The organism is Micromonospora sp. NPDC005205 (assembly GCF_040608275.1).
Lineage (GTDB): Bacteria > Actinomycetota > Actinomycetes > Mycobacteriales > Micromonosporaceae > Micromonospora.
Genome location: NZ_JBEXHV010000006.1, coordinates 281804 through 302931 on the forward strand (window position 1 = coordinate 281804; position 21128 = coordinate 302931).

The following is a 21128-nucleotide window of genomic DNA, read 5'->3' on the forward strand; positions in this document are numbered from 1 at the left end:
CAGTGGCCTCCGGGAGACTCTCCCGGAGGCCACTGTCGTCGTGTGTGGACCCGTTACTCGTCGCCGCCGAAGTCGCCGAAGTCGCCCTCGAACGCGTCCTCCATCATCTCGCCGGCGATCATGCCGCCGGCGACACCGAGCGCCGCGCCGGCCACCACGCCACCCACGCCCATCCCGCCGCGGCCGTGACCGCGCCCGTGGCCGTGGCCGGGGCCGTATCCGTGGCTCGGGCCGTACTGGGAGCGCAGGCTGCCGTAGCGGGACGTGGTCTCGCGCAGCCAACCGTCGACGACCTGCGCCCAGTCCACCCGGTCAGCGTCGGTGTGCGCCACCTGGTAGCGGCCGAACGCGTCGTGCCCGGCGCTGAGGAACCCACCGCGCTTGTCGCACTCCAGGATGACCTCCACACCGCGCTGGCTGGTCACGAAGGTCAGCTCGACCTCGTTGATGGTGCTCGCGTACTGCGGGGAGGCGAAGAACTCGATCTCCTGGTAGAACGGCAGCGTCTGCTGCACGCCCCGGATGTGCCCACGCTCCAGGTCGGCGTGCTTGAACCGGAAGCCGAGCCGCTGGAACGCCTCCAGGATCCGCTCGTGCACCGGCAGCGGATGCACCGCCACCTGGTCCAGGTCGCTCTTGTCCACGGCGCGAGCGATCGCCAACTCGGTGCGCAGACCCATCGTCATGCCGTGCAGGCGCTGGCCGTACACGTCGGTGATCGGGGTCTCCCACGGCACCGGCAACTGGAACGGGATCGAGAGCTGCTGCTTCGGGGCGAGCTGGAGCGCACCGCTGACCGCCATGCGGTGGAACTCCATGGTGCCCGCGTACTCGGTGTCGTGTCCCTCGACCTCGACGCGGGTGACCAGGCCGATCACCACCTGCTCGATGGCTGCCTCAGCGTCGCCGCCGACGAGGTTGACCTGCCCGTCGAGGGTCAGGCCGGGCCGGGTGTTGGGGTTGGTCAGCACGGTGTCCACGCTGGGACCGCCCACACCGAACGCGCTCAACATCTTCTTGAAGACCATCGGAACTCCTGTGCGACGCCGACCGCTCCAGGTTGGAGTCGGACGTTGACTCGAACGGCACCCTATCCGGCACCCCTGTGAGGTGGCTGTGAAGCGCCACGCGATGGGTCGCCCCGCTGGCGGCGCTTGATCGATGTCCGCCTTTGTTCGGCGTCGGCGGGGAGCGGACGTCAGTTGGTGAGCCTTTGGAGCTGATGTCGCAGACGAATCAGGCGCTCGGCCACCCGCCTTACCCCGCCAGCCACCCGCCGACCCCTGTCGATCAAGAGGTTTCCGTCAACAATCACGCGCAGAATGACGCAAACCTCTTGATCACCAAATAGATCGACTCGGCTTCCTGGGAAGCGGGGTGGCCTGGCGACCGGGTTACCCCGGTTTGCAGGAAGCCGAGTCGATCAGGGCTGGGTGCGTGCGAACGCGCCGTCCTTCACCTCGGCGACGAACGCGGTCCATCGGTCGGCGCTGTAGACGAGGGTTGCCGCCGCGCGATCCTTGCTGTCGCGCACCGCCACCCGACCAGACCCGTCCAGCACCGGCCCCGCCTCGACACAGCTCCCACCGTTGCTGTCACTCTTGCTGCTGATGTGCCAGGCGACATCGGGAATGCTCTCGTTCATGACAATTCCTCCGCGATGCTCGTGATCAACTTCGTTGATTCGCTCTCGGTGAGCGATGAGTCCAGCAGACGACCATAGGCACGAACAAAGCGCTCAGCCTTCGGCCACTCCAGGTAGAGCCGCCCTCCCAGAGACTCCACGTAGGCCACCGCAGGATACGGCTCCGGCAGACGGAATATCCAGAACGTACCGTCGAGCCCCTGATGCAGGCCCACGTCGAACGGCATGACTCTGATTGCCACGTTGTTCATTCGCTGCGCCTGCGCCAGGTGGTGTAGCTGTCGCCCCCGCACCTCCGGCCCACCGACCATCCGACGCAGCGCACCCTCGTCGATCACCGCCGAGATCCTGAGTGGGCGCCGCCGCCTCAGGACCTCTTGACGGCTCATCCGAAGTTCCACCCAACGGTTGATCGTGCCTTCGGTAACTCCCGGCTCTGCTGCGTTACGAATCAAGGCCTCGGCGTACTCGCGGGTTTGAAGTAGCCCTGGAACCAGTGTGAGGTGGAAGCAGCAAACCTGCTCCGCGCGACCCTCCAACCAGGGATATTCGATGAAGGAGGCGTCCACGACGTCGCCGTAGTCCTCGTCCCACCGGTCGGTGCGCCATACCTCCTCGGCAAGTGCCAGGAGGCGGGCCCGCTCGGTTGCGTGGTGGAATCCGTAGAGATCCAGCAACGCGATCACATCACCCTTGCGAATCGGCCAGTCCGCGCGCTCGTACCGACCGAGCGCGGACATGTCTCGTTGCAGATGCTCGGCGACCAACTTGAGCGTCATCCCCCGCTCCTCCCGCAGGGTCCGCAATTGCTGACCCAGCCACTGCGCACGCAAGGTTCGGATGAACGGCTTGTGCGGCATGATCCACCTCTCAAATATGTTGGCGACGCCCACGCAGGAACCATTGCTCCAGTTCCGAGCCACTGGAAATGTGGCCTTCGGGTGAGGGTGATCACCGGCCCCCGGGGACGCCCGGTGCAAACACGGCAACCGCGGCTGTGCCAACAGCCGAGAAGGTAACGAGAGACGGCCTCGCGAGTGGCATCCGCATACCGGCTCTCGTCGGGTCTCAACTAGAGCGTCGGGATGTGCGAATCCCGGCTCCGAACCGACTTGAACGAATAACTACCACGGCAAAGGGCCCTTCGCGACCCTGACCCGCCCATTGGTCGACGACGCGCGAGGTGATGAATGACCCGAGGGACGATCTACGACGGCACGCTCCACGGCAGCGTCCGGCTGGCTCGGCTGCACCCGAGCCAGGTCCGCGACCGGCACTTCACCGTCGTCGGTTTCGGCCGGCGAGGCCTGGACCCCGGGGAGGTACGACGGTTCCTGCACCGCGTCGCGCTCGACCTTGCGACGTTGCACCACGATGTCGCTCGGCTCAGCGAGGAGAACGCCCGGGTGAAGCGGGCGCTGCGCGACTGGCAGAGCGCCTGGTCCGAGCGGGGTCAGCCGTGAGCCCGGGCTGGGAGCATCAGTACAGCGGGCTCTTCACGCCGTTGCCGCGGTTCGCCGTCGAGACGTACCCGCAGAGGCCTCGGCATGTGATCCACCTGCCGGTGGCGGTCACCGACCTGGCCGAGGCATTGGACCTGGCGCGGACGCTGGCCCGTTCGCTGGCCTCCACGCCGCAGGTCGACCTCGGCGGCACCACCGTCTCGGCCGAGGACGCGCAGCACGTACGACATTGGGTCTTCTGCGACCGGCTCATGCCCGGTCGCCGCCGCTGTGCTCGGCAGGCCGACCACGTCGGCGTCTGCCTGCCTGACGGCGGTTCACAGGTCGATCTACAGTCTGGGCGGTGAAGACGGGGAGACGGGCACGTCCAGCCGTGCTCGCTGCGGCACCCTGACCGTCGCGGCACCTTCACCGCGATCGAGGCTGTGCTCCCTTGTTCGGGTCCTGGGCTGGGGTGGGCGCCATGTAGTTGCTCTTCTCCGCCGAGGCGCATGGTCCGCGCTAGTCAGGTTCCACGATCACCAACTCGCCGACCTGTTCGCCGATCGTGGTGCGGGCCTCTGTGGGCAGCCCACGGTCGGTGATCAGCACGTCGGCGGCCTCCAGTGGGGCGATGGTGGCGATGCCGATCGTCTCCCACTTGGTGTGGTCGGCGAGCACCACGAGTCGACGCGCGGCACCGATCAGGCAGCGGTTGACCCCGGCCTCCAGCAGGTTGGGCGTGGTGAAGCCGGTCCGTGGGCTGAGGCCGTGCACACCGAGGAAGAGCAGGTCGACGTTGAGGGCGCTGATCGCCGCCTCGGCCACCGGCCCGGTCAGCGCGTCCGACGGGGTGCGGATGCCACCTGTCAGCACGACGGTCTGGTCGGCGCGCGGGTTCTGGTAGAGCGCGTCGGCCACCGGGATCGAGTTCGTCACCACTGTCAACCCGCGTACGTCGGAGAGGAGCGTGGCGAGCGCGGCGGTGGTGGTGCCCGCGGAGAGCGCGATGGCCATTCCCGGCTCCACCATTGTCGCCGCCCGCTCGGCGATGGCCCGCTTCTCCGCCTGCTGGCGGATCGACTTCGCGGCGAAGCCGGGTTCCTCGGCCGAGCCGGGTCCGGCGAGGGTCGCGCCGCCGTGAACCTTGTCCACCAGGCCCCGGTCGGCCAACACCTCCAGGTCGCGTCGGATCGTCATGTCGGAGACGCCGAACCGACTGACCAGGTGACTCACCCGCACCCCGCCACGTTGGCGGATCAGATCGAGGATGGCGGTCTGCCGTTGTTGGGCGAGCAACTCAGGGAACCTCCTTCACAGCGAAGGCATCCGCCCGATCCTCACGGACGACCGCCACCTCACCGGCCGGCAGTGCCAGCTCACCGGCGCAGTATCCCCCGGTCAACAGCTCGACGCCGCGCGCCGGTAGGCGTACCTCGGTGTCGGTGTGGTTGATCGCGAACAGCCAGGTCCGGTCGGCGTCGCGGCGGCGGACCACCTCGACGCCCGAGGGCGCCGACGCCGCCGGGCGGACGTCGGCCTCCGCGAGCAGCCGGGCCACCAACCGGTCGGTGGCCGGCTCGTCCAGCCGGGTGCCGACGTACCAGGCGGCGCCGTCGCCCACCCGGTGCCGGGTCAGCGCCGGCACGCCCGGCAAGGGCCCATCGGTGTACGAGGCGAGCACGTCGGCGCCGTCCGGGTGCACCCACTCGGTCCACACGTCGGCGGTGCTGCCGTCGTCGAGGTGGACCTGCTCACCCTCACGCAGCGGGAAGAACTCCTCGGTCCGGACGCCGAGCAACTCCCGGAACGCGCCCGGGTAGCCGCCCAGCCGGATGTGGTCGTCGACGTCGACGATGCCACTGAAGTAGGTGACGGCCGCCGTGCCACCGGCATCGACAAATCGGTGCAGCGCGGCGACGTCGGCGTCCCGGACGAGGTAGAGGGTCGGTACCAGGACCAGCCGGTAGCCGTTGAGGTCGGTCGACGGGTGGACGATGTCGGCCGTCACACCGGCACGCCAGAGCGAGCCGTAGAGGGCGTTCAGCCGGTCGGCGTAGGTGACGTCGGCGCTGGGGTGCGAATCCAGCTCGACACCCCACCACGCCTCCCAGTCGAACAGGATCGCCACGTCGGCGTCCACCCGGCTGCCGCGCACCTCGGCGAGGGCCTTGAGGTCCGCGCCGAGCTGGCAGACCTCGCGGAACACCTTGGTGTCCGGCCCGGCGTGCGGGACCAGCGCGGAGTGGAACTTCTCCGCCCCGGCCCGGGAGGCGCGCCACTGGAAGAAGAGCACCCCGTCGGCACCGCGGGCGACGTGCGCGAGGCTGTTGCGGCGCATCTGCCCGGGCAGCTTGGCAACGTTGCGGGGCTGCCAGTTGACAGCGCTGGTGGAGTGCTCCATCAGCAGCCACGGGTCGCCGCCGGCGACGCCCCGGGTGTGGTCGGCGGCGAGCGCCAGCCCGAGGTGCGCCTGCGGGTCGGCGGCGGTCAGGTAGTGGTCGTTGGAGACGAGGTCCACGTCGGACGCCCAGGAGTGGTAGTCCATGTGTTTGACGCCGAGGCCGATCATGAAGTTGGTGGTGATCGGCTGTCGGACCAGCGTCTGCAACACCTCCCGCTCGGCGCGCAGCTGGGCGCGCTGCTCGTCGGAGGAGAACCGCAGGAAGTCCAGCTGCTGCGTCGGGTTCGCGAAGGTCAGCGCGGCACGCGGCGGGTTGATCTCTGCCCAGTCGCCGTAGCGCTGACTCCAGAACGCCGTGCCCCAGGCATCGTTGAGCCGGTCCAGGTCGCCGTAGCGCTCGCGCAGCCAGACACGGAACGCCTCGGCGCTCACATCGCAGTAGCAGTGCACGTTGTGGCAGCCCAGCTCGTTGGAGACGTGCCACATGACCACGGCGGGGTGCTCGGCGTACCGGCCGGCGACCGCGCGTACCAGCTCCAGCGACCGCTCGCGGAACACCGGTGAACTGGGGCAGTACGCCTGCCGTCCCCCCGGCCAGAGGATCGCGCCGTCGGCCCGGCGGGGCAGCGTCTCCGGGTGCGCGTGGGCCAACCACGGCGGCGAGCTGGCCGTGGCGGTGGCCAGGTCGACCTGGATGCCACCGTCGTGCAGCAGATCCAGCACCCGGTCCAGCCAGCCGAACTCGAACCGCCCCGGGGTGGGCTCCAGCAACGCCCAGGAGAAGATGCCGACGGAGACCAGGTTGACCCCGGCCCGGCGCATCAGGTCGACGTCCTCGGACCAGGTTTCCTCGGGCCACTGCTCGGGGTTGTAGTCGCCGCCGAAATAGATGCTGTCACCCTGCCATCGCCGCATGACAGCTGAGGGTGCACCCGCCAGACCACCGAAGTCAACAGGTTCCAACATCGAGCTTCTTTCCAACGTTTACCAGGTAACGGCCGTGTCACGACTGGGTTATCAGAGGCGAACAGCCCTCTTGACAGCGCCCGACCGCAGGGTAACTTGAGGCCCCAATGGCCGATCGTGTTCGCCAATGTGGATTCTCGGTGGATCTCAGTCTGTGATCACGATGCTCGACCTGCCTTCACCACCCCTGAGGCCCTTGGGCGTAGCTCCTTCTCATCCGCAGGAGGCACAGATGTCCCGTCCCCAATCCCAAGCCGAGTACCTGGCTCGGCTCGTACCGCCCTCAGTCGCCGGCATCAACCGACGATCGTTGCTGGCCGGCGCGGCCGGTACGGGCGCGCTCCTCGGCACCGGCCTGCTCGCCGGCTGCGGCGACGACTCCGGCTCCGGGGGGTCCAGCAAGGACGTGTCGCTCGGCTCGAACCAGTCCGACCCGAAACCGAAGGACGTGATCGTCAAGGTCACCGACGGGTTCAAGACCTCGTCCGGGGTGCAGGTGGCGATCAATACGGTCGACCACAACACGTTCCAGGAGAACATCAACAATTACCTACAGGGCAAGCCGGACGACGTGTTCACCTGGTTCGCCGGCTACCGGATGCGCTTCTTCGCCCAGAAGGGCCTGGCCAGCGACATCAGTGACGTGTGGAGCAAGCTCTCCGGCTACTCCGACGCCTTCAAGAAGGCATCCACCGGCGACGACGGCAAACAGTACTTCGTACCCGGGACGTACTACCCGTGGGCGGTCTTCTACCGCAAGTCGGTGTGGCAGCAGCGCGGCTACCAGGTGCCCACCACCCTGGACCAGTTCACCGCGCTCGGCGCGCAGATGAAGAAGGACGGCCTCACCCCCATCGCCTTCGCCGACAAGGACGGTTGGCCGGCGATGGGCACCTTCGACATCCTCAACCTGCGCATCAACGGCTACCAGTTCCACATCGACCTGATGGCCGGCAAGGAGGCCTGGACGTCCGACAAGGTCAAGAAGGTCTTCGACACCTGGGCCGGCCTGCTTCCCCTGCACCAGCCGGACAGCCTCGGCCGCACCTGGCAGGAGGCGGCGCAGTCCCTGCAGCAGAAGAAGAGCGGCATGTACCTGCTCGGTCTCTTCGTCGGTCAGCAGTTCAGCAACGACGAGCAGGATGACCTCGACTTCTTCACCTTCCCCGAGATCGACCCGGCCATCGGCGCAAAGGCGCTGGACGCCCCGATCGACGGCTACATGATGGCCCGCAAGCCCAAGAACGAGGACAACGCGCGCAAGCTGCTGGAGTACCTGGGTGGCAAGGCCGCCGCGGACATCAACCTCAAGAACGACCCGGCCGTCCTCGTCGCCAACAGCGGCGCGGAGGTCGGCGGCTACACCGCGCTGCAGAAGAAGGCCGCCGAGCTGGTCGGCTCGGCCACCGAGATCGCCCAGTTCCTCGACCGGGACACCCGGCCGGACTTCGCCTCGACGGTGATCATCCCGGCGCTCCAGCAGTTCATCAAGAACCCCAAGGACATCGGCGGGCTCACCTCGTCCATCGAGAACCAGAAGAAGTCGATCTTCACTGACTGACGGCGGAAGGGGGAGGACATCGTGTCCGACCTGCCCCTGATCCAAGCGGATCACGCCGTGCCGCCGCCGGCCGCGACCACCTCCACGGGTGGTCGTCGCCGGCGGCTACGGCTCCTGTCCCGCACCGACCGCGTGGTCATCACGCTGATGGTGCTCGTCCCGCTGCTGATCGTCACCGGGTTCGTCTGGTTGCCGGCGGCAGCCACAGTGCTGCTCTCCGGCACCAACTGGGACGGCATCGGCCCACTCAACGAGATCGAGTTCGTCGGCGCCCGCAACTACAGCGACGTGGTGAACATCTACCCGCCGTTCGTGCCGGCGATCCAGCACAACCTGCTCTGGCTGGCGGCGCTGTTCGTGGTCGCCACCCCGTTCGGCATGTTCCTGGCCGTGCTGCTGGACAAGGAACTGCGCGGCAGCCGCTTCTACCAGACAGCGCTCTACCTGCCGGTGGTGCTCTCGCTGGCGCTGATCGGCTTCGTCTGGCAGCTGCTCTACTCCCGCGATCAGGGGCTGATCAACGCCGTCTTCGGCAGCAGCATCGACTGGTACGGCGACTCGAACGTCAACATCTGGGCGGTGATGGTCGCCTCCGGGTGGCGGCACGTCGGGTACATCATGCTGCTCTACCTGGCCGGCCTGAAGGGCGTCGATCCGTCGTTGCGCGAGGCCGCGGCGGTCGACGGCGCCTCGGAGCGCAGAACGTTCTTCCGCGTCGTGTTCCCGGTCATGCGGCCCATCAACATCATCGTGCTGGTGGTGACCGTGATCGAGTCGCTGCGCGCGTTCGACCTGGTCTGGGTGGTCAACAAGGGCCGCAACGGGTTGGAGCTGATCTCCGCGCTGGTCACCCAGAACGTGGTGGGTGAGGCGAGCCGGATCGGCTTCGGCTCGGCACTGGCAACGATCATGCTGGTCGTCTCGCTGGTCTTCATCACCATCTACCTGGCGACCGTGATGAGGGAGAACCGGCAATGAGCACCGCGACCGTCACCCGGCGTACCGAGGGCGGGGCCGACGCGCCGCCGCCCCGCCGCAAGCTGACCCCGTTACGGATCCTGCTGCACGGTTTCCTCATCGTCGTCTCGCTGGCCTGGCTCTTCCCGATCGCCTGGGCGGTGCTGACCTCGCTGCGCTCGTACGACTACACCGCCGCGAACGGCTACGTCTCGTTCGGCGGCTGGACCTTCGACAACTACGTCACCGCCTGGCGGACGGCGGAGTTCGGACAGCACTTCCTCAACTCGGTCTACATCACCGTGCCGGCGGTACTGCTGACTCTCTTCCTCGCGTCCTGCGTGGCGTTCGTCATCGCCCGGTTCAGTTGGAAGCTCAACCTCGTCCTGCTCGGGGTCTTCACCGCGGCCAACCTGCTGCCCCAGCAGGCGCTGCTCATCCCGCTGTTCCGGCTGTTCACCGAGGTGCCGCTGCCGGAGTTCATGAGCGACTCGGAGCTGCTCTACGACAGCTACTGGGGCCTGATCCTGATCAACGTGGCCTTCCAGTGCGGTTTCTGTGTCTTCGTGCTCAGCAACTACATGAAGGCGCTGCCCCGTGACCTGTACGAGGCGGCGATGGTCGACGGGGCGAGCATCTGGCGACAGTACTGGCAGGTCACCATGCCGCTGTGTCGGCCGGCCCTGGCCGCGCTGGCGACGCTGGAGGTGACCTGGATCTACAACGAGTTCTTCTGGGCCACCGTCCTCATGCGCACCGGCGACAAGTTCCCGGTGACCAGCTCGCTCAACAACCTGCGCGGTGAGTTCTTCACCGACAACAACCTGGTCTCGGCCGGCAGCGTGCTCGTCGCGATCCCCACCCTGGTGATCTTCTTTATGCTCCAGCGGCACTTCGTTCGGGGCCTGACCTTGGGAGCCTCCAAAGGATGACGATCCTGCACCTGCGCCGCGCGCGGACCAGCCTGGTGCTCGACGCGCGCGGCCCGGGGCTGCCCCGGGTCGTGCACTGGGGCGGCGACGTTGGCGACCTCGACGACGACGGCCTGCGCCAGCTCACCGACGCGACCGTACCGCCGGTGGTGCCGAGCAGCTTCGACGAGCCGACAGTGCTGTCCCTGCTGCCGGAGGCGAGCGCCGGCTGGAGCGGCCGACCGGGTCTGGCCGGGCACCGCGACGGACGAGACTGGTCCACCGCGTTCCGACTGGACGAGTTGGACGTGCACGACACCGGGCCGGGCGGGGCGCTGCTGACCGTGCGGGCGTCGGACCCGGCCGCCGGGCTGAGCCTGACCATCGAGATCACGCTCGACCCGTACGGCCTGCTGACCGTTCGGCACCGGCTGCGCAACGACGGCGACAGCGCGTACGAGCTGCGGGAGCTGACGCCGGTGCTGCCGGTGCCGGCGGTCGCCACCGAGCTGCTCGACCTGACCGGCCGATGGTGTCGGGAACGGTCCCCGCAGCGGCACCCGTGGCAGCACGGCACCTGGGTCCGCGAGGGCCGGCGCGGCCGTACCGGGCACGACGCCACTCTGCTGCTGGTGGCCGGGACCGCCGGGTTCGGCTTCGGCCATGGGGAGGTCTGGGCGGTGCACACCGCCTGGAGCGGCGACCACGTCACGTTCGCCGAACGTCGGCCCACCGGCGAGTCCACAGTGGGTGGCGGCGAGCTGCTGGCCCCCGGCGAGGTCCGGCTCGGCCCTGGCGAGTCGTACGAGACTCCCCTGCTCTACGCGGTCTGGTCCGACGCCGGGCTGGACGGGCTCAGCGACGTGCTGCACACCCACCTCCGGGCCCGCCCCGGGCACCCGCGCTCCCCCCGCCCGGTGACCCTCAACGTCTGGGAGGCGGTCTACTTCGACCACGACCTGGACCGGCTGCGGGCGCTCGCCGACCGGGCCGCGCAGATCGGCGTGGAGCGGTTCGTACTCGACGACGGTTGGTTCCGCGGCCGGCGCGACGACACCGCCGGGCTCGGCGACTGGTACGTCGACGAGGGGGTCTGGCCGGACGGCCTGCAACCGCTGATCGAGCACGTCACCGGCCAGGGCCTCCAGTTCGGCCTCTGGGTCGAGCCGGAGATGGTCAACCCCGACTCGGACCTGTTCCGCGCGCACCCCGACTGGGTGCTCGCCGCGCCGGGGCGCCTGCCGCTGGCCTGGCGTCACCAGCAGGTGCTCGACCTGGGTCGCCCCGAGGCGTACGACTACGTGCTGGAACGTCTCGACACGCTGCTCACCGACCACCCCGGCATCCGGTACCTCAAGTGGGACCAGAACCGGGACTTCACCGAGGCCGGGCACCACGGCCTCCCCGGGGTGCACGGGCAGACCCTGGCGGTCTACCGGCTCTTCGACGAGTTGCGCGATCGGCACCCGGGCGTCGAGATCGAGAGCTGCTCGTCCGGCGGAGCCCGGGTGGACCTCGCCATCCTGGCGCGTACCGACCGGGTCTGGGCCAGCGACTGCAACGACGCCCTGGAACGGCTCAGCATCCAACGCTGGACGGGGCTGCTGCTGCCACCGGAGCTGATCGGCACCCACATCGGCCCGGAACGCTCACACACCACCAACCGCGTACACGACCTGGGTTTCCGGGCGGCGACCGCGCTCTTCGGCCACCAGGGCATCGAGTGGGACATCGCCTCGATCAGCGCTGCCGAGCAGACCGAGCTGGCCGCCTGGGTGGCGCTGCACAAACGGCTGCGCCCGCTGCTGCACGCTGGTCGGGTGGTCCGGGTCGACCACCCGGATCCGGCCGTCTGGGCGCACGGCGTGGTCGCCCACGACAACACCCGAGCGGTGTACGCGGTGGCCCGGCTGACCACATCGGTGACGCAGGTGCCCGGCGCCGTGCGGCTGCCCGGCCTCGACCCCGGCCGGCGGTACCGGGTGCGACAGGTGTCGGGCGTACCGGGCCCGGCGAGCATCCACCTGTCCCCGCCCACCTGGCTGGCGGGTGGCCTCACTCTCAGCGGGGCGGCGCTGGCCCGGGTGGGTGTGCAACTGCCCGCCCTGCACCCGGAGCAGAGCCTGGTGCTGGAGGTCGACGCCGTCGGCTAGAAATTTCTTTGCTCGGGGTGTCGAGAACGGCGGGGCCGGCTTCTACCTCAGGGTGAGAGCACCGACGACGGTGCCCAGGCGTGAGGAGCCAACAATGAAGTACATGCTGCTGATGCAGTTCAGCGCCGCCGGGACCGACTTCCCGAGCATCGACACCTGGACGCAGGACGAGGTCCGGGCGCACATCGCGTTCATGGGCGAGGTCAACGCCAAGCTCACCGCCGCCGGTGAGTGGGTCGACGGGCAGGGTCTCGGCGGCCCGCAGCAGGCCCGGATCGTCCGCGCCGGTGAGGGCGGGGCACCGGTGGTCACCGAGGGGCCGTTCGCCGAGACCAAGGAGTTCCTGGCCGGCTTCTGGATCGTCGACTGCGAGAGCCCGCAGCGGGCCGTGGAGTTGGCCGCGCACATCTCCACGGCGCCCGGCCCCGGTGGTCGTCCGCTGAACATGCCGATCGAGGTGCACCCGGTGATGTCCGCCCCGGCACAGGAGCTGTGAGGGCTGAACACCGATCCCCGCATCGAGGACCTGCTGCGCGAGTTGGCGCCGCAGGTCCTCGGCGTGCTCAGCCGCCGCTTCGGTGACTTCGCCACCGCTGAGGACGCGGTGCAGGAGGCGCTGCTGGCCGCCGCGACCCAGTGGCCGACCGAGGGACTGCCGGCGAACCCCCGCGGCTGGCTGATCCAGGTCGGCTACCGGCGGATGATCGAGCTGGTCCGCGGTGAGCAGGCCCGACGCCGCCGGGAGGACCTGGTCGCCCGCCGGGATCCGGACGACCAGCGGTACGCGCCAGCCCCGGACGAGGAATTGACCGCCGAGCGGGACGACACGCTGGTGCTGCTCTTCCTCTGCTGTCACCCGGCGCTCGCGCCGACGTCGGCGGTGGCGCTGACCCTGCGCGCCGTCGGTGGGTTGAGCACCGCCGAGATCGCCCGCGCGTTCCTGGTGCCCGAGGCGACGATGGCGCAGCGGATCAGCCGGGCCAAGCACCGCATCCGGGTATCCGGGCTACCGTTCCGGATGCCCGAGCCGGCCGAGCGGGCGGACCGGTTGGTCGCCGTACGGCAGGTGCTCTACCTGGTCTTCACCGAGGGCCACACCAGCACCACCGGCCCGGACCTGCGTCGCGTCGACCTCGCGGCGGAGGCGATCCGGCTGACCCGCGCGCTGCACGAGCTGCTGCCGAACGACAGCGAATCAGCCGGGCTGCTGGCGTTGATGCTGCTCACCGAGGCCCGCGGACCGGCGCGGACCGGGCCCTCCGGCGAGCTGATCTCACTGGCCGATCAGGACCGCAGCCGATGGGACGCGACGGCGATCGCCGAAGGCGTCGCACTCGTCACCCGGGCCCTACCGCGCGGGCCGGTCGGTCCGTACCAGGTGCAGGCCGCCATCGCCGCCCTGCATGACGAGGCGCCGAGCACCGAGCAGACCGACTGGCCGCAGATCCTGGCGCTGTACGAGGTGCTGGAACGCTTGGCCGCCAGCCCTGTGGTGGCCCTCAACCGGGCCGTGGCAACTGCCATGGTGCACGGACCAGCCGCTGGCCTGGCTGCCCTCGACGCATTGACAGACGACCCGCAGTTGGCCGGACACCACCGGCTGGCCGCCGCCCGCGCCCACCTGCACGAGATGGCCGGTGACCAGGCCCGGGCGGTCGCCGACTATCGGATCGCCGCCGCCCGCACGAGCAGCCGCCCCGAGCAGCTCTATCTGACCATGCGAGCAGCCCGACTGGCCGCCCAGCCCGGGGCCACCGGGCGGGGACCTCGCCGGCACTAGCCTGGGTGGCGATGGGCTCATCGATCACGAAGGACCGAGGGGACGCATGGCGTACGTGCTGCTGGGGATCGCCATTCTCGCCGAGGTGGTGGCGACCAGCCTGATCAAGAGCACCGCCGGGTTCAGTCGGCTCTGGCCGACGGTGGCGTGCCTCGGCGGCTACGCGCTGGCGTTCCTCCTGCTGGCCCAGGCCGTCAAGGAGATCCCCGTCGGGGTGGCGTACGCCCTCTGGTCGGGTCTGGGCACTGCGGCCATCGTGGCGATCGGGGCGGTTTTCCTGGGTGAGTCGGTGGGGCTCGCCAAGCTCACCGGCATCGCACTGATCATCGCCGGGGTGGTCATCGTGAACCTCGCCGGGGAGCACTGACCGGGACGGTTTCCGGTGGCCGGGCCCGGTGCGGACCCGGCCACCGGTCCGACGGTCAGCTCGCCGTGCAGCTCACCGCCGGCAGGCTGTTGGTGCCGGTCCAACTGCCGAGGAAGCCGAAGCTGGCGCTGGCCCCGGCGGCCAGTCGCCCGTTGTAGTCCGTGTTGCGGGCGGTCACCGTGGTTCCGCTGCTGGTGAGCGCCACATTCCAGGACTGGGTGACGCGCTGGCCGTTGGCGAAGGTCCACCCGGCGGTCCAGCCGGTGATCGCCCTCGCGCCGGCGGTCACCCGTACCTCACCCTGGAAGCCGCCCTGCCACTGGGTCGTCACCGTGTACGTCGCCGTGCAGCCACCGCTGGGGGGCGGCGTGGTCGGCGGGGGCGTCGTCGGGGGTGGGGTGGTCGGCGGGGGCGTCGTCGGCGGTGGGGTGCCGCCGAAGACGGTGGCCTCGCGGGCGGTCTGCCGGATGCCGTTGACCCCGTTGAAGAGGCGCTGACCCCAGTCGGTCAGGCTCGCCGGATTGAAGTTGGTGGCCAGGTCGAGATACTCGACGCCGCCGCCGTTGCCGCTCCACGACCAGCCCAGCCAGCCGACCCCGTTGGCCTGGCTGTACGCGAGGATGGCGTCCTCGTCCGGGTTGCCGTCGGAGTGGTTGAAGCCGAACTCACCGACCACGATGGGCAGCCCCGCGGTGCGGAAGCGGCCCAGGTAGTCGCTGATCTCCGCAGCGGTGTCGAAGACCCCGTACATGTGGATGGAGAACACGGTGTTGCGGGCCGGGTCGGCGGCGAAGACCGACGCGGCGTTGTCGCGCATGGTGAACGACCAGTCCTGCCCCCAGTTCGGCGCGTCCACCATGATCGTGTGGGTCAACCCGCCGGCCCGCAGGCGCTTGATCGCGTTGGCGTTGTCGGTGGCCCACGAGCCGTAGTTCTGGTTGCCGTACGGCTCATTGCCGATGTTGACGATGACGTACCTCTCCTGGCCGGCGAGGACGTCGGCGAGGCTGAGCCAGTAGTCGACGGCGCGGTCGAGGGTGATCGCGCCGCTCTGCTCGCCGTACCCGGTGGTGTCGTGCACCTCCAGCACGCAGATCAGCCGGTTGGCCTTGCAGAGCGAGATGACGTTTGCGACATCGGCGTTGGTGTTGCGGGTCCACCGGTCGCCGCTGGAGAGCACCACCCGCACGGTGTTCGCGCCGAGCGCCTTGACGTCGGCGAACGAACTGGTCTGCTGCGGGTACCAGGTGTGCGCGTGGTTGACGCCGCGCATGATGAATTCGGCGCCGTTGGCGTCGTACAACTTGCCGCCAGCGACGGAGAACCCAGCCGCGGCGTGTGCCGGCTGGCCGAACGCCAGCACTGTGACGAGCAACGCGAGCAGTGTCGCGCCGGCGGCGGAGAGTCGAGTCTTCATGGCCTTCCTCAGGGAGGACCCCCGGTGCCCGACAGGGGTGGGGACGTGACGGGGAAGGCGGCTGCAGCCCGGCAGCCGCGCCCGGCTCCCGGCGCAGGCATCAGCGTAGGACGATGGATTGGTCCTCGCAACCGGTTCAGTTGACGGGCCCGCAGCCCGGACAGCCGCAACGGCCCACGCGGACGCAGGCCGTCACGGGGCGGTCATCCCCACCACAGGATGTGCGCCACACCCGGGTCTTAACCGGTTAAGAACGACGGTAGGCAGGCGGTCGGCTCCCGTCAAGCATCGCGGCAACCGAACCGGACGGGAGGGTTGACCGCCGTGCACCGGGGTATCCCGGGAACGATCCGTCAGTGAGAGGGGATACCAGGATGGTCAGCGTCGGCTACACCCTGATGAGCGAGCAGGCCGGGCCCAAGCAGCTGGTGGACCATGCGGTACGGGCCGAGGCGGCTGGCTTCGACCAACTGGTGGTGTCCGACCACTACTACCCGTGGCTGGACTCCCAGGGCCACTCCCCGTACGCCTGGTCGGTGCTCGGCGCTGTCGCCCACGCCACCTCCCGCGCGGAGCTGATGTCATTCGTGACCTGCCCGATCCGCCGCTACCACCCGGCCGTGGTGGCGCAGAAGGCCAGCACCATCGGCGCGCTCTCCGACGGCCGGTTCACCCTCGGCCTGGGTGCCGGGGAGAACCTGAACGAGCACGTGGTCGGCGGCTGGCCGCACGTGCAGCAGCGGCACGAGATGTTCGAGGAGGCGTTGCAGATCATCCGGCCGTTGCTCAACGGCGAGACGCTGACCTTCTCCGGCAACCACTTCGACGTGCCCGACGCCTACGTCTGGGACCGCCCGGAACGGCCGGTGCCGATGGCCGTCGCCGCGTCCGGTCGACAGTCCGCGACGTTGGCCGCCGAGTACGGCAACGGCCTCATCTCCACCGAACCCGACCGGCACATCATCGAGATGTACGACGACGCCGGGGGCGCCGGCCAGCCCCGCTACGGCCAGGTGGCCATCTGCTACGGCCCCGACGAGGCGGAGTGCCGCAAGATCGTGCACGACCAGTTCCGCTGGTTCGGAATGGGTTGGAAGGTCAACGCCGACCTGCCCGGCCCGGAGTCGTTCGCCGCCGCCACCCAGTTCGTCCGCGAGGAGGACGTCGCCGAGGGCATCTCCTGCGGCCCGGACGTGGACGCGCACGTCGAGGCGTTCCGCAAGTTCGTCGACGCCGGCTTCACGCACGTGGCGATCATCCAGGTGGGTGGGGAGACCCAGCCGATGTTCCTGGACTGGGCCCAGGAGCAGCTGCTGCCCCGGTTGCGCGAACTGTGAGCCAAGGCGCGGCACCCCGGCCGCCCGGGTCGACCCACCGCAGCGCCCTCGGCCGGTTCGGGCCGGCCGAGCTGCGGCTCGCCATGGCCGCGCCCCGGCCAGCCGCAGGACTCACCAGCGAGTGGCGACTCGTCGACGGACTGCGCACCCACACCCGCCGCAGCGCCGACCCGGGGACCGGCACGCCACCCGTGGTGCTGGTGCACGGCCTGGCCGTCTCGCACCGGTATCTCACCCCGCTGGCCGTCGCGCTCTCCACCACCCATCAGGTGTACGTGCCGGACCTGCCCGGCTTCGGGCTGACCGAACACCCCCGGGACGCGTACGACGTTCGCCGGCACGCGGAGCACCTGGCCGCCTGGCTGGCCGCGTACCAATTGCCTCCGGCCTGTCTGCTGGGGCACTCGTTCGGCGCGGAGGTGGTCGCCGCGGTCGCCGCGCGCCACCCCGACGCGGTACGCGCGCTGGCGTTGGCGGGACCGACGAGCGACCCGGCGGCCCGAACCCGACGGGGCCAGTTCGGTCGGTGGCTGGTGGACAGCCTCCGCGAAGCGCCACTCCAGGCCCCGATCCTGGTGCGGGACGTCTGGAACGCCCGGCCCTGGCGGGTCCTCGCCACGCTGTCGCACTCGGTGCACAACGCCGTCGAGGCGGACCTCGTCCGCGTCACCGCGCCGACCGTCGTCGTGGCCGGCGATCGCGACACGGTCGTACCGCAACGGTGGCGGGACGAGGCGACACGGCTGGTGCCGCAGGCGTCCCTGGTGGTCGTTCCCGGTGCCGCGCACAACGTGGTCACGACCGCTCCAACTGCCGTCGCTGACGCGATCCGGCACCTGCTCGCCCCTCATCCCGCACTCACGGACAGGTGACCATCATGCGCTTCGGCAACACGGAGATCCGCCCGCTCGGCGGTGGCCTCGGCTGCCTCCTGATGATCCTCTTCTCGATCGTGGCGTCGGTGGTGCTGACCGTCCTGTTGAATCTGGTGCTCTGAGCCCCGTACGTCTCAACGGCGCAGGCCCAGGGCGTTGAGCACCTCCCGGACGGCAAGCCGGGTCGGGTCGAGCACCGAACGGCGGGCCCAGCGGGCCGCGGGCGCGACGGTGGCCCGCCACACCGCCCTGATGCCCCGCGCCACCGGCACGACCGTCACCGACCAGACCCACCGGAATCCGGACAGCAGCGGGCGCAGCAGCAGTCGGTGGAGCAGTCGCAGCACCCGGCCGGCCGTCCGCCACGCACCGACCACTGCGGCGACGACCAGCCGACCGACGGGCGTGAGCACCGTGCCCAACCATCGCAGCGGCCACAGGACCAGGTACCTGGCGAGCCAGACCAGCACGCGCCCCAGGACCACGAGGGCCGGACGCAGCCCATGACGGGTCAACCAGACCAGCGCGGGCCAGATCACCGTGCGGACGACCCACACCAGCGGAAGCCACAGCAGGTGCCGGGCGCACCAGACCAGCGGAAGCCAGACCAGCCGGTGCAGCAGCCAGGCCAGGGGGGCCAGCAGCCAGCGGCGCAGGAACCGGCCGGCCGGGCGGAGCAGGTACCGGTGCAGCAGTCGGCCGGCAGCCACGATCAGCTCCCAGAGCAGGCGTACCGGCAGCACCACGACCAGCGCCACACCGCGCGCGACGGCCGCGACGAGCGGAGGCGCGACGGCGGCCGGCTGCGCCCTGCCCGAGACCGGCGGGTCGGCGGCCGGACGAGCCCTCGTCGGCGCGGCCCGGTGATCGTTCGGCGGACCTGGCAACGGCGAGCGGAGGGTGCGGCGGTCGGTCACGGTGGCACGGTAATCGGCCGGCGCCACGCCCTGGGTGGCACCGGCCGCGCGAGCCGACGGCGGCGTCAGCCGGGAGACAGCTCCAGCGTGGCGAGCAGCGGAAAGTGGTCCGAGGCGGTGGCCGCCACCCCGTCGCGGATCACCCGACAGTCGCGCACCCGCTGCGCCACCGCCGGACTGCCGAGCAGGTAGTCCAACCGCATCCCGGCGAACTCTGCCCCACCCAGCCCGGTGGGCACCGTGTAGCCGGCGGCCTCCGGCGCGTCGGCGTTGCCCGACGGCCAGAGGTCGACGAGACCGGCGGCGAGCAGCCGGGCGACCGCCCGGGTGTCCACCGTGTCGCCGGAGCGACGCAGGTGCCGCCGCCGGTAGAGGGTGGGCATACCGGCCAGCCGGTCGGTGTGGTCGACGGTCGGATCGAGCGAGTTGAGGTCACCGGTGATCAACGTCAACGGCCCCTGGTCGCGGCGCATCGCGGCGATCAACCAGTCCACCTCCATCCGCCGCCGACCCCCGGAGTACGGGTAGAGGTGGGTGCCCAGCACAGTGAACGGGCCGGCCGACGTGGCCACCACGACGCGGGCGGCGGCATGGTGGAACGGCCGACGCACCGGCCTCGCGTCGACGACCCGGTACGGCGGCCGGACCAGCACCGCCACCGGCTGCCCGAAGCAGGACCGGGCCAGGTGGGGAACCATCCCCACCCGGCCCGCCACGCCGGCCATCAACCCGTCCCTGTCGAAGCCTCGCAACTCCTGCAGGGCCAGCACGTCCGGTGCCTGCTCGTCGATGACCTGAACCACCTGATCCAGCCGGTCGAGGCCGCCGCGGTCCCGGCCGCCGGTGCGGATGTTCCAGGTCATCACCCGCAGCACGACGGCGCTCAGTCAGCTCTGCCGGCCCGCGCCAGCTCGTCGTCGAGGGTGTCCACGTCCTCCGACTCGATGGCCGGTTGGTTGCCTTCCTTCAGGTCCTCGTTCGGTCGGATCACCAGGTAGAGCAAGCCGATCCAGAGCGCGGAGAGCAGGATCGCGCCCATGAAGTCGGTGGGGTGGTGCATCCCCCGGTACATCCGGGAGGTGGCCACCCCGACCGGCATGATCACGGCCAGCGCCACGAAGATCCAACGCCACCACCGGTCGGTACGCGGGAACACGATGAGGGTGATCGCCAGCCAGACGCAGATCGTGGCCGCGATGTGCCCGGACGGGAACGACGAGGTGGGCATCTGCCCGTCCAGGTTCTCCACCGGCGGACGCGGCCGGTCCACCGCGCGGGCCGACGCGAGGAAGAGGGTCAACTCCCCCACCATCGCCAGCGCCACGAAGAGCACCGGGCGCCAGCGCCTCCACACCGCCAGCACCAGCGGGCAGAACACCAGCGAGATCAGCAGGATGGCATGGGTGTCACCGAACTTGCTCCACCACCAGCTGATGTCGGTCAGCACCTCGGTGTGCCGTTCGGCGAACCACTGCGGCACCTCCGTGTCGAGGGTGTCGAAGAAGGTGCCCTTGGCGTGGTAGCTGACGTACGTGCCGAAGCCGTACAGCGCGCCGAACACGATCACCCAGCCGACCAGCAGCTCGGCCACCGCCGAGCGGGGATGGGCCAGCACGTGTTCCTCGGCCGGGGCGGGGGCGATGTCGTGCCCCGCCTCCGGCTCCAGGCCCTCGGTCAGCGGCGGCACCGGCTTCCCCCGCTCCCGCCGCCACAGGCGGAAGGCGTACGCGGTGACGCCCAGCCAGGCGGCCCCGAGCAGCCAGGCGGCCAGCACGTCGGAGACGTAGTGCACGCCCAGCGCGATCCGGGTCAGCCCGACCAGCGCCACCAGCACACCGACGCCCACGATGGCCGGCTTGCGCCAGCGGGGTGCCATCGCCGGCAGGAACACCAGCAGCAGCGCTCCGTACGCGACGAACGAGCCGAGCGCGTGCCCGCTCGGGAAGCTGTTGCCGGGCGCGCTGGCGATCGGCACGTCCACCACCGGGCGGAGCCGGCCGACAAGCGTCTTCAGTGATGGGTCGAGGATCAGGCCACCGACCCCCGTGATGATCAGGTAAACGGCGAGTCGGGGCTGCCGCCGGATCAGCAGACCGACCACGGCGATGGTGACCAGCCAGATGAGGATCGGCCGGCCGCCCAGGTCCGTCACCGCCTGGAGCACGGTGACCAGCGCGTGGTGCGGGGCGACGAGCCCGTTGAACCACTCGGCGAGCCCGTGGTCGACGTCCTGCAACGGGCTCCACTGCACCCGGACGAGCAACAACAGCAGCCCGAAGGCCACCCCGGCACCGGTGACGGCCACCAGACCGGCAATGCTCCGTTCGGCGAAATGACCGACCGGACGGTGCGCCACCTCTTTGACCGCGGCCACCCCGCACCTCCCTTTCCTGTCT

The 21128-nt window shown here is 69.9% G+C and carries 21 protein-coding genes; 12 read left to right on the forward strand and 9 right to left on the reverse strand.

Features of this window, described 5'->3' with window-relative positions:
- Positions 1 to 53 precede the first annotated feature (53 nt).
- The 3 genes from ABZU43_RS14665 to ABZU43_RS14675 all read right to left on the reverse strand — a co-directional run bounded on the left by ABZU43_RS14665 (position 54) and on the right by ABZU43_RS14675 (position 2505).
- Positions 54 to 1028, reverse strand: a complete 975-nt coding sequence (locus ABZU43_RS14665) for a sporulation protein (protein ID WP_355007026.1) — start codon at positions 1026 to 1028, stop codon at positions 54 to 56.
- 395 nt (positions 1029 to 1423) lie between these two features.
- Positions 1424 to 1645 (reverse strand): DUF397 domain-containing protein, encoded by a 222-nt coding sequence (locus ABZU43_RS14670; protein ID WP_355007027.1) that lies wholly within the window; start codon positions 1643 to 1645, stop codon positions 1424 to 1426.
- Complete coding sequence (locus ABZU43_RS14675; RefSeq protein ID WP_355007028.1) at positions 1642 to 2505, reverse strand: helix-turn-helix transcriptional regulator; 864 nt, start codon at positions 2503 to 2505, stop codon at positions 1642 to 1644. Before ABZU43_RS14675 ends, ABZU43_RS14670 begins: the two co-directional genes overlap by 4 nt.
- A gap of 330 nt (positions 2506 to 2835) precedes the next feature.
- On the opposite strand from ABZU43_RS14675, the gene ABZU43_RS14680 reads away from it, so the two are divergent.
- Together ABZU43_RS14680 and ABZU43_RS14685 are read left to right on the forward strand one after the other, a co-directional pair.
- A complete protein-coding gene (locus tag ABZU43_RS14680) occupies positions 2836 to 3108 on the forward strand; it encodes a DivIVA domain-containing protein (RefSeq protein ID WP_355007029.1) in 273 nt (90 codons plus the stop codon).
- 86 nt (positions 3109 to 3194) lie between these two features.
- Positions 3195 to 3455, forward strand: a complete 261-nt coding sequence (locus ABZU43_RS14685; protein WP_355007084.1) for a hypothetical protein — start codon at positions 3195 to 3197, stop codon at positions 3453 to 3455.
- A gap of 154 nt (positions 3456 to 3609) precedes the next feature.
- On the opposite strand, the gene ABZU43_RS14690 is transcribed toward ABZU43_RS14685, so the two are convergent.
- Positions 3610 to 4386, reverse strand: a complete 777-nt coding sequence (locus ABZU43_RS14690) for a DeoR/GlpR family DNA-binding transcription regulator (protein WP_355007030.1) — start codon at positions 4384 to 4386, stop codon at positions 3610 to 3612.
- Between the two features lies 1 nt (position 4387).
- Positions 4388 to 6406 carry a beta-galactosidase gene (locus ABZU43_RS14695; protein WP_355007031.1) on the reverse strand — a complete coding sequence of 673 codons (2019 nt, stop codon included), beginning with the start codon at positions 6404 to 6406 and terminating at the stop codon, positions 4388 to 4390.
- A gap of 283 nt (positions 6407 to 6689) precedes the next feature.
- Between ABZU43_RS14695 and ABZU43_RS14700 the strand changes: the two genes are divergently transcribed.
- From ABZU43_RS14700 to ABZU43_RS14730, 7 genes are all read left to right on the forward strand, one after another.
- Entirely contained in the window at positions 6690 to 8018 is a 1329-nt protein-coding gene (locus ABZU43_RS14700; protein ID WP_355007032.1) for an ABC transporter substrate-binding protein, read from the forward strand.
- Between the two features lie 21 nt (positions 8019 to 8039).
- On the forward strand, positions 8040 to 8996 hold the full coding sequence (locus tag ABZU43_RS14705; protein ID WP_355007033.1) for a sugar ABC transporter permease: 957 nt from the start codon (positions 8040 to 8042) through the stop codon (positions 8994 to 8996).
- Complete coding sequence (locus ABZU43_RS14710; protein ID WP_355007034.1) at positions 8993 to 9907, forward strand: carbohydrate ABC transporter permease; 915 nt, start codon at positions 8993 to 8995, stop codon at positions 9905 to 9907. Before ABZU43_RS14705 ends, ABZU43_RS14710 begins: the two co-directional genes overlap by 4 nt.
- Entirely contained in the window at positions 9904 to 12039 is a 2136-nt protein-coding gene (locus tag ABZU43_RS14715; protein WP_355007035.1) for an alpha-galactosidase, read from the forward strand. The genes ABZU43_RS14710 and ABZU43_RS14715 overlap by 4 nt, the downstream gene beginning before the upstream one ends.
- 94 nt (positions 12040 to 12133) lie before the next feature.
- Positions 12134 to 12535 carry a YciI family protein gene (locus tag ABZU43_RS14720; RefSeq protein WP_210786655.1) on the forward strand — a complete coding sequence of 134 codons (402 nt, stop codon included), beginning with the start codon at positions 12134 to 12136 and terminating at the stop codon, positions 12533 to 12535.
- Positions 12536 to 12538: 3 nt separating this feature from the next.
- Positions 12539 to 13819: a sigma-70 family RNA polymerase sigma factor gene (locus ABZU43_RS14725; protein ID WP_355007085.1), complete on the forward strand. Its 1281-nt coding sequence runs from the start codon at positions 12539 to 12541 to the stop codon at positions 13817 to 13819.
- Positions 13820 to 13865: 46 nt separating this feature from the next.
- The gene (locus ABZU43_RS14730) at positions 13866 to 14186 is read left to right on the forward strand and encodes a multidrug efflux SMR transporter (protein ID WP_112585076.1); all 321 of its coding nucleotides are present in this window, start codon (positions 13866 to 13868) and stop codon (positions 14184 to 14186) included.
- A 55-nt stretch (positions 14187 to 14241) separates the two neighbouring features.
- Here ABZU43_RS14730 and ABZU43_RS14735 read toward each other — a convergent pair whose 3' ends face one another.
- A complete protein-coding gene (locus ABZU43_RS14735; RefSeq protein WP_355007036.1) occupies positions 14242 to 15603 on the reverse strand; it encodes a cellulase family glycosylhydrolase in 1362 nt (453 codons plus the stop codon).
- A gap of 374 nt (positions 15604 to 15977) precedes the next feature.
- Between ABZU43_RS14735 and ABZU43_RS14740 the strand changes: the two genes are divergently transcribed.
- From ABZU43_RS14740 to ABZU43_RS14750, 3 genes are read left to right on the forward strand one after another with little or no spacing between them, the layout of a single operon-like run.
- Complete coding sequence (locus ABZU43_RS14740; RefSeq protein ID WP_355007037.1) at positions 15978 to 16940, forward strand: TIGR03557 family F420-dependent LLM class oxidoreductase; 963 nt, start codon at positions 15978 to 15980, stop codon at positions 16938 to 16940.
- Positions 16937 to 17812, forward strand: a complete 876-nt coding sequence (locus ABZU43_RS14745; RefSeq protein ID WP_355007038.1) for an alpha/beta hydrolase — start codon at positions 16937 to 16939, stop codon at positions 17810 to 17812. The genes ABZU43_RS14740 and ABZU43_RS14745 overlap by 4 nt, the downstream gene beginning before the upstream one ends.
- On the forward strand, positions 17809 to 17937 hold the full coding sequence (locus tag ABZU43_RS14750; protein WP_256443305.1) for a hypothetical protein: 129 nt from the start codon (positions 17809 to 17811) through the stop codon (positions 17935 to 17937). The genes ABZU43_RS14745 and ABZU43_RS14750 overlap by 4 nt, the downstream gene beginning before the upstream one ends.
- Positions 17938 to 17949: 12 nt before the next feature.
- On the opposite strand, the gene ABZU43_RS14755 is transcribed toward ABZU43_RS14750, so the two are convergent.
- The 3 genes from ABZU43_RS14755 to ABZU43_RS14765 all read right to left on the reverse strand — a co-directional run bounded on the left by ABZU43_RS14755 (position 17950) and on the right by ABZU43_RS14765 (position 21106).
- Complete coding sequence (locus tag ABZU43_RS14755; RefSeq protein WP_355007039.1) at positions 17950 to 18732, reverse strand: hypothetical protein; 783 nt, start codon at positions 18730 to 18732, stop codon at positions 17950 to 17952.
- Between the two features lie 65 nt (positions 18733 to 18797).
- A complete protein-coding gene (locus ABZU43_RS14760) occupies positions 18798 to 19607 on the reverse strand; it encodes an endonuclease/exonuclease/phosphatase family protein (protein WP_355007040.1) in 810 nt (269 codons plus the stop codon).
- Positions 19608 to 19615: 8 nt separating this feature from the next.
- Positions 19616 to 21106, reverse strand: coding sequence for a phosphatase PAP2 family protein (locus ABZU43_RS14765; RefSeq protein ID WP_355007041.1), 1491 nt, complete (start codon positions 21104 to 21106; stop codon positions 19616 to 19618).
- Positions 21107 to 21128 lie beyond the last annotated feature (22 nt).

Excerpts from the sequence above, each read along its gene's own strand:
- ABZU43_RS14730 (WP_112585076.1), top strand. The coding sequence starts at position 13,866 with ATGGCGTACGTGCTGCTGGGGATCGCCATTCTCGCCGAGGTGGTGGCG.
- ABZU43_RS14665 (WP_355007026.1), bottom strand. The coding sequence starts at position 1,028 with ATGGTCTTCAAGAAGATGTTGAGCGCGTTCGGTGTGGGCGGTCCCAGC.
- ABZU43_RS14675 (WP_355007028.1), bottom strand. The coding sequence starts at position 2,505 with ATGCCGCACAAGCCGTTCATCCGAACCTTGCGTGCGCAGTGGCTGGGT.
- ABZU43_RS14680 (WP_355007029.1), top strand. The coding sequence starts at position 2,836 with ATGACCCGAGGGACGATCTACGACGGCACGCTCCACGGCAGCGTCCGG.
- ABZU43_RS14720 (WP_210786655.1), top strand. The coding sequence starts at position 12,134 with ATGAAGTACATGCTGCTGATGCAGTTCAGCGCCGCCGGGACCGACTTC.
- ABZU43_RS14735 (WP_355007036.1), bottom strand. The coding sequence starts at position 15,603 with ATGAAGACTCGACTCTCCGCCGCCGGCGCGACACTGCTCGCGTTGCTC.
- ABZU43_RS14695 (WP_355007031.1), bottom strand. The coding sequence starts at position 6,406 with ATGCGGCGATGGCAGGGTGACAGCATCTATTTCGGCGGCGACTACAAC.
- ABZU43_RS14740 (WP_355007037.1), top strand. The coding sequence starts at position 15,978 with ATGGTCAGCGTCGGCTACACCCTGATGAGCGAGCAGGCCGGGCCCAAG.
- ABZU43_RS14710 (WP_355007034.1), top strand. The coding sequence starts at position 8,993 with ATGAGCACCGCGACCGTCACCCGGCGTACCGAGGGCGGGGCCGACGCG.
- ABZU43_RS14715 (WP_355007035.1), top strand. The coding sequence starts at position 9,904 with ATGACGATCCTGCACCTGCGCCGCGCGCGGACCAGCCTGGTGCTCGAC.
- ABZU43_RS14700 (WP_355007032.1), top strand. The coding sequence starts at position 6,690 with ATGTCCCGTCCCCAATCCCAAGCCGAGTACCTGGCTCGGCTCGTACCG.
- ABZU43_RS14670 (WP_355007027.1), bottom strand. The coding sequence starts at position 1,645 with ATGAACGAGAGCATTCCCGATGTCGCCTGGCACATCAGCAGCAAGAGT.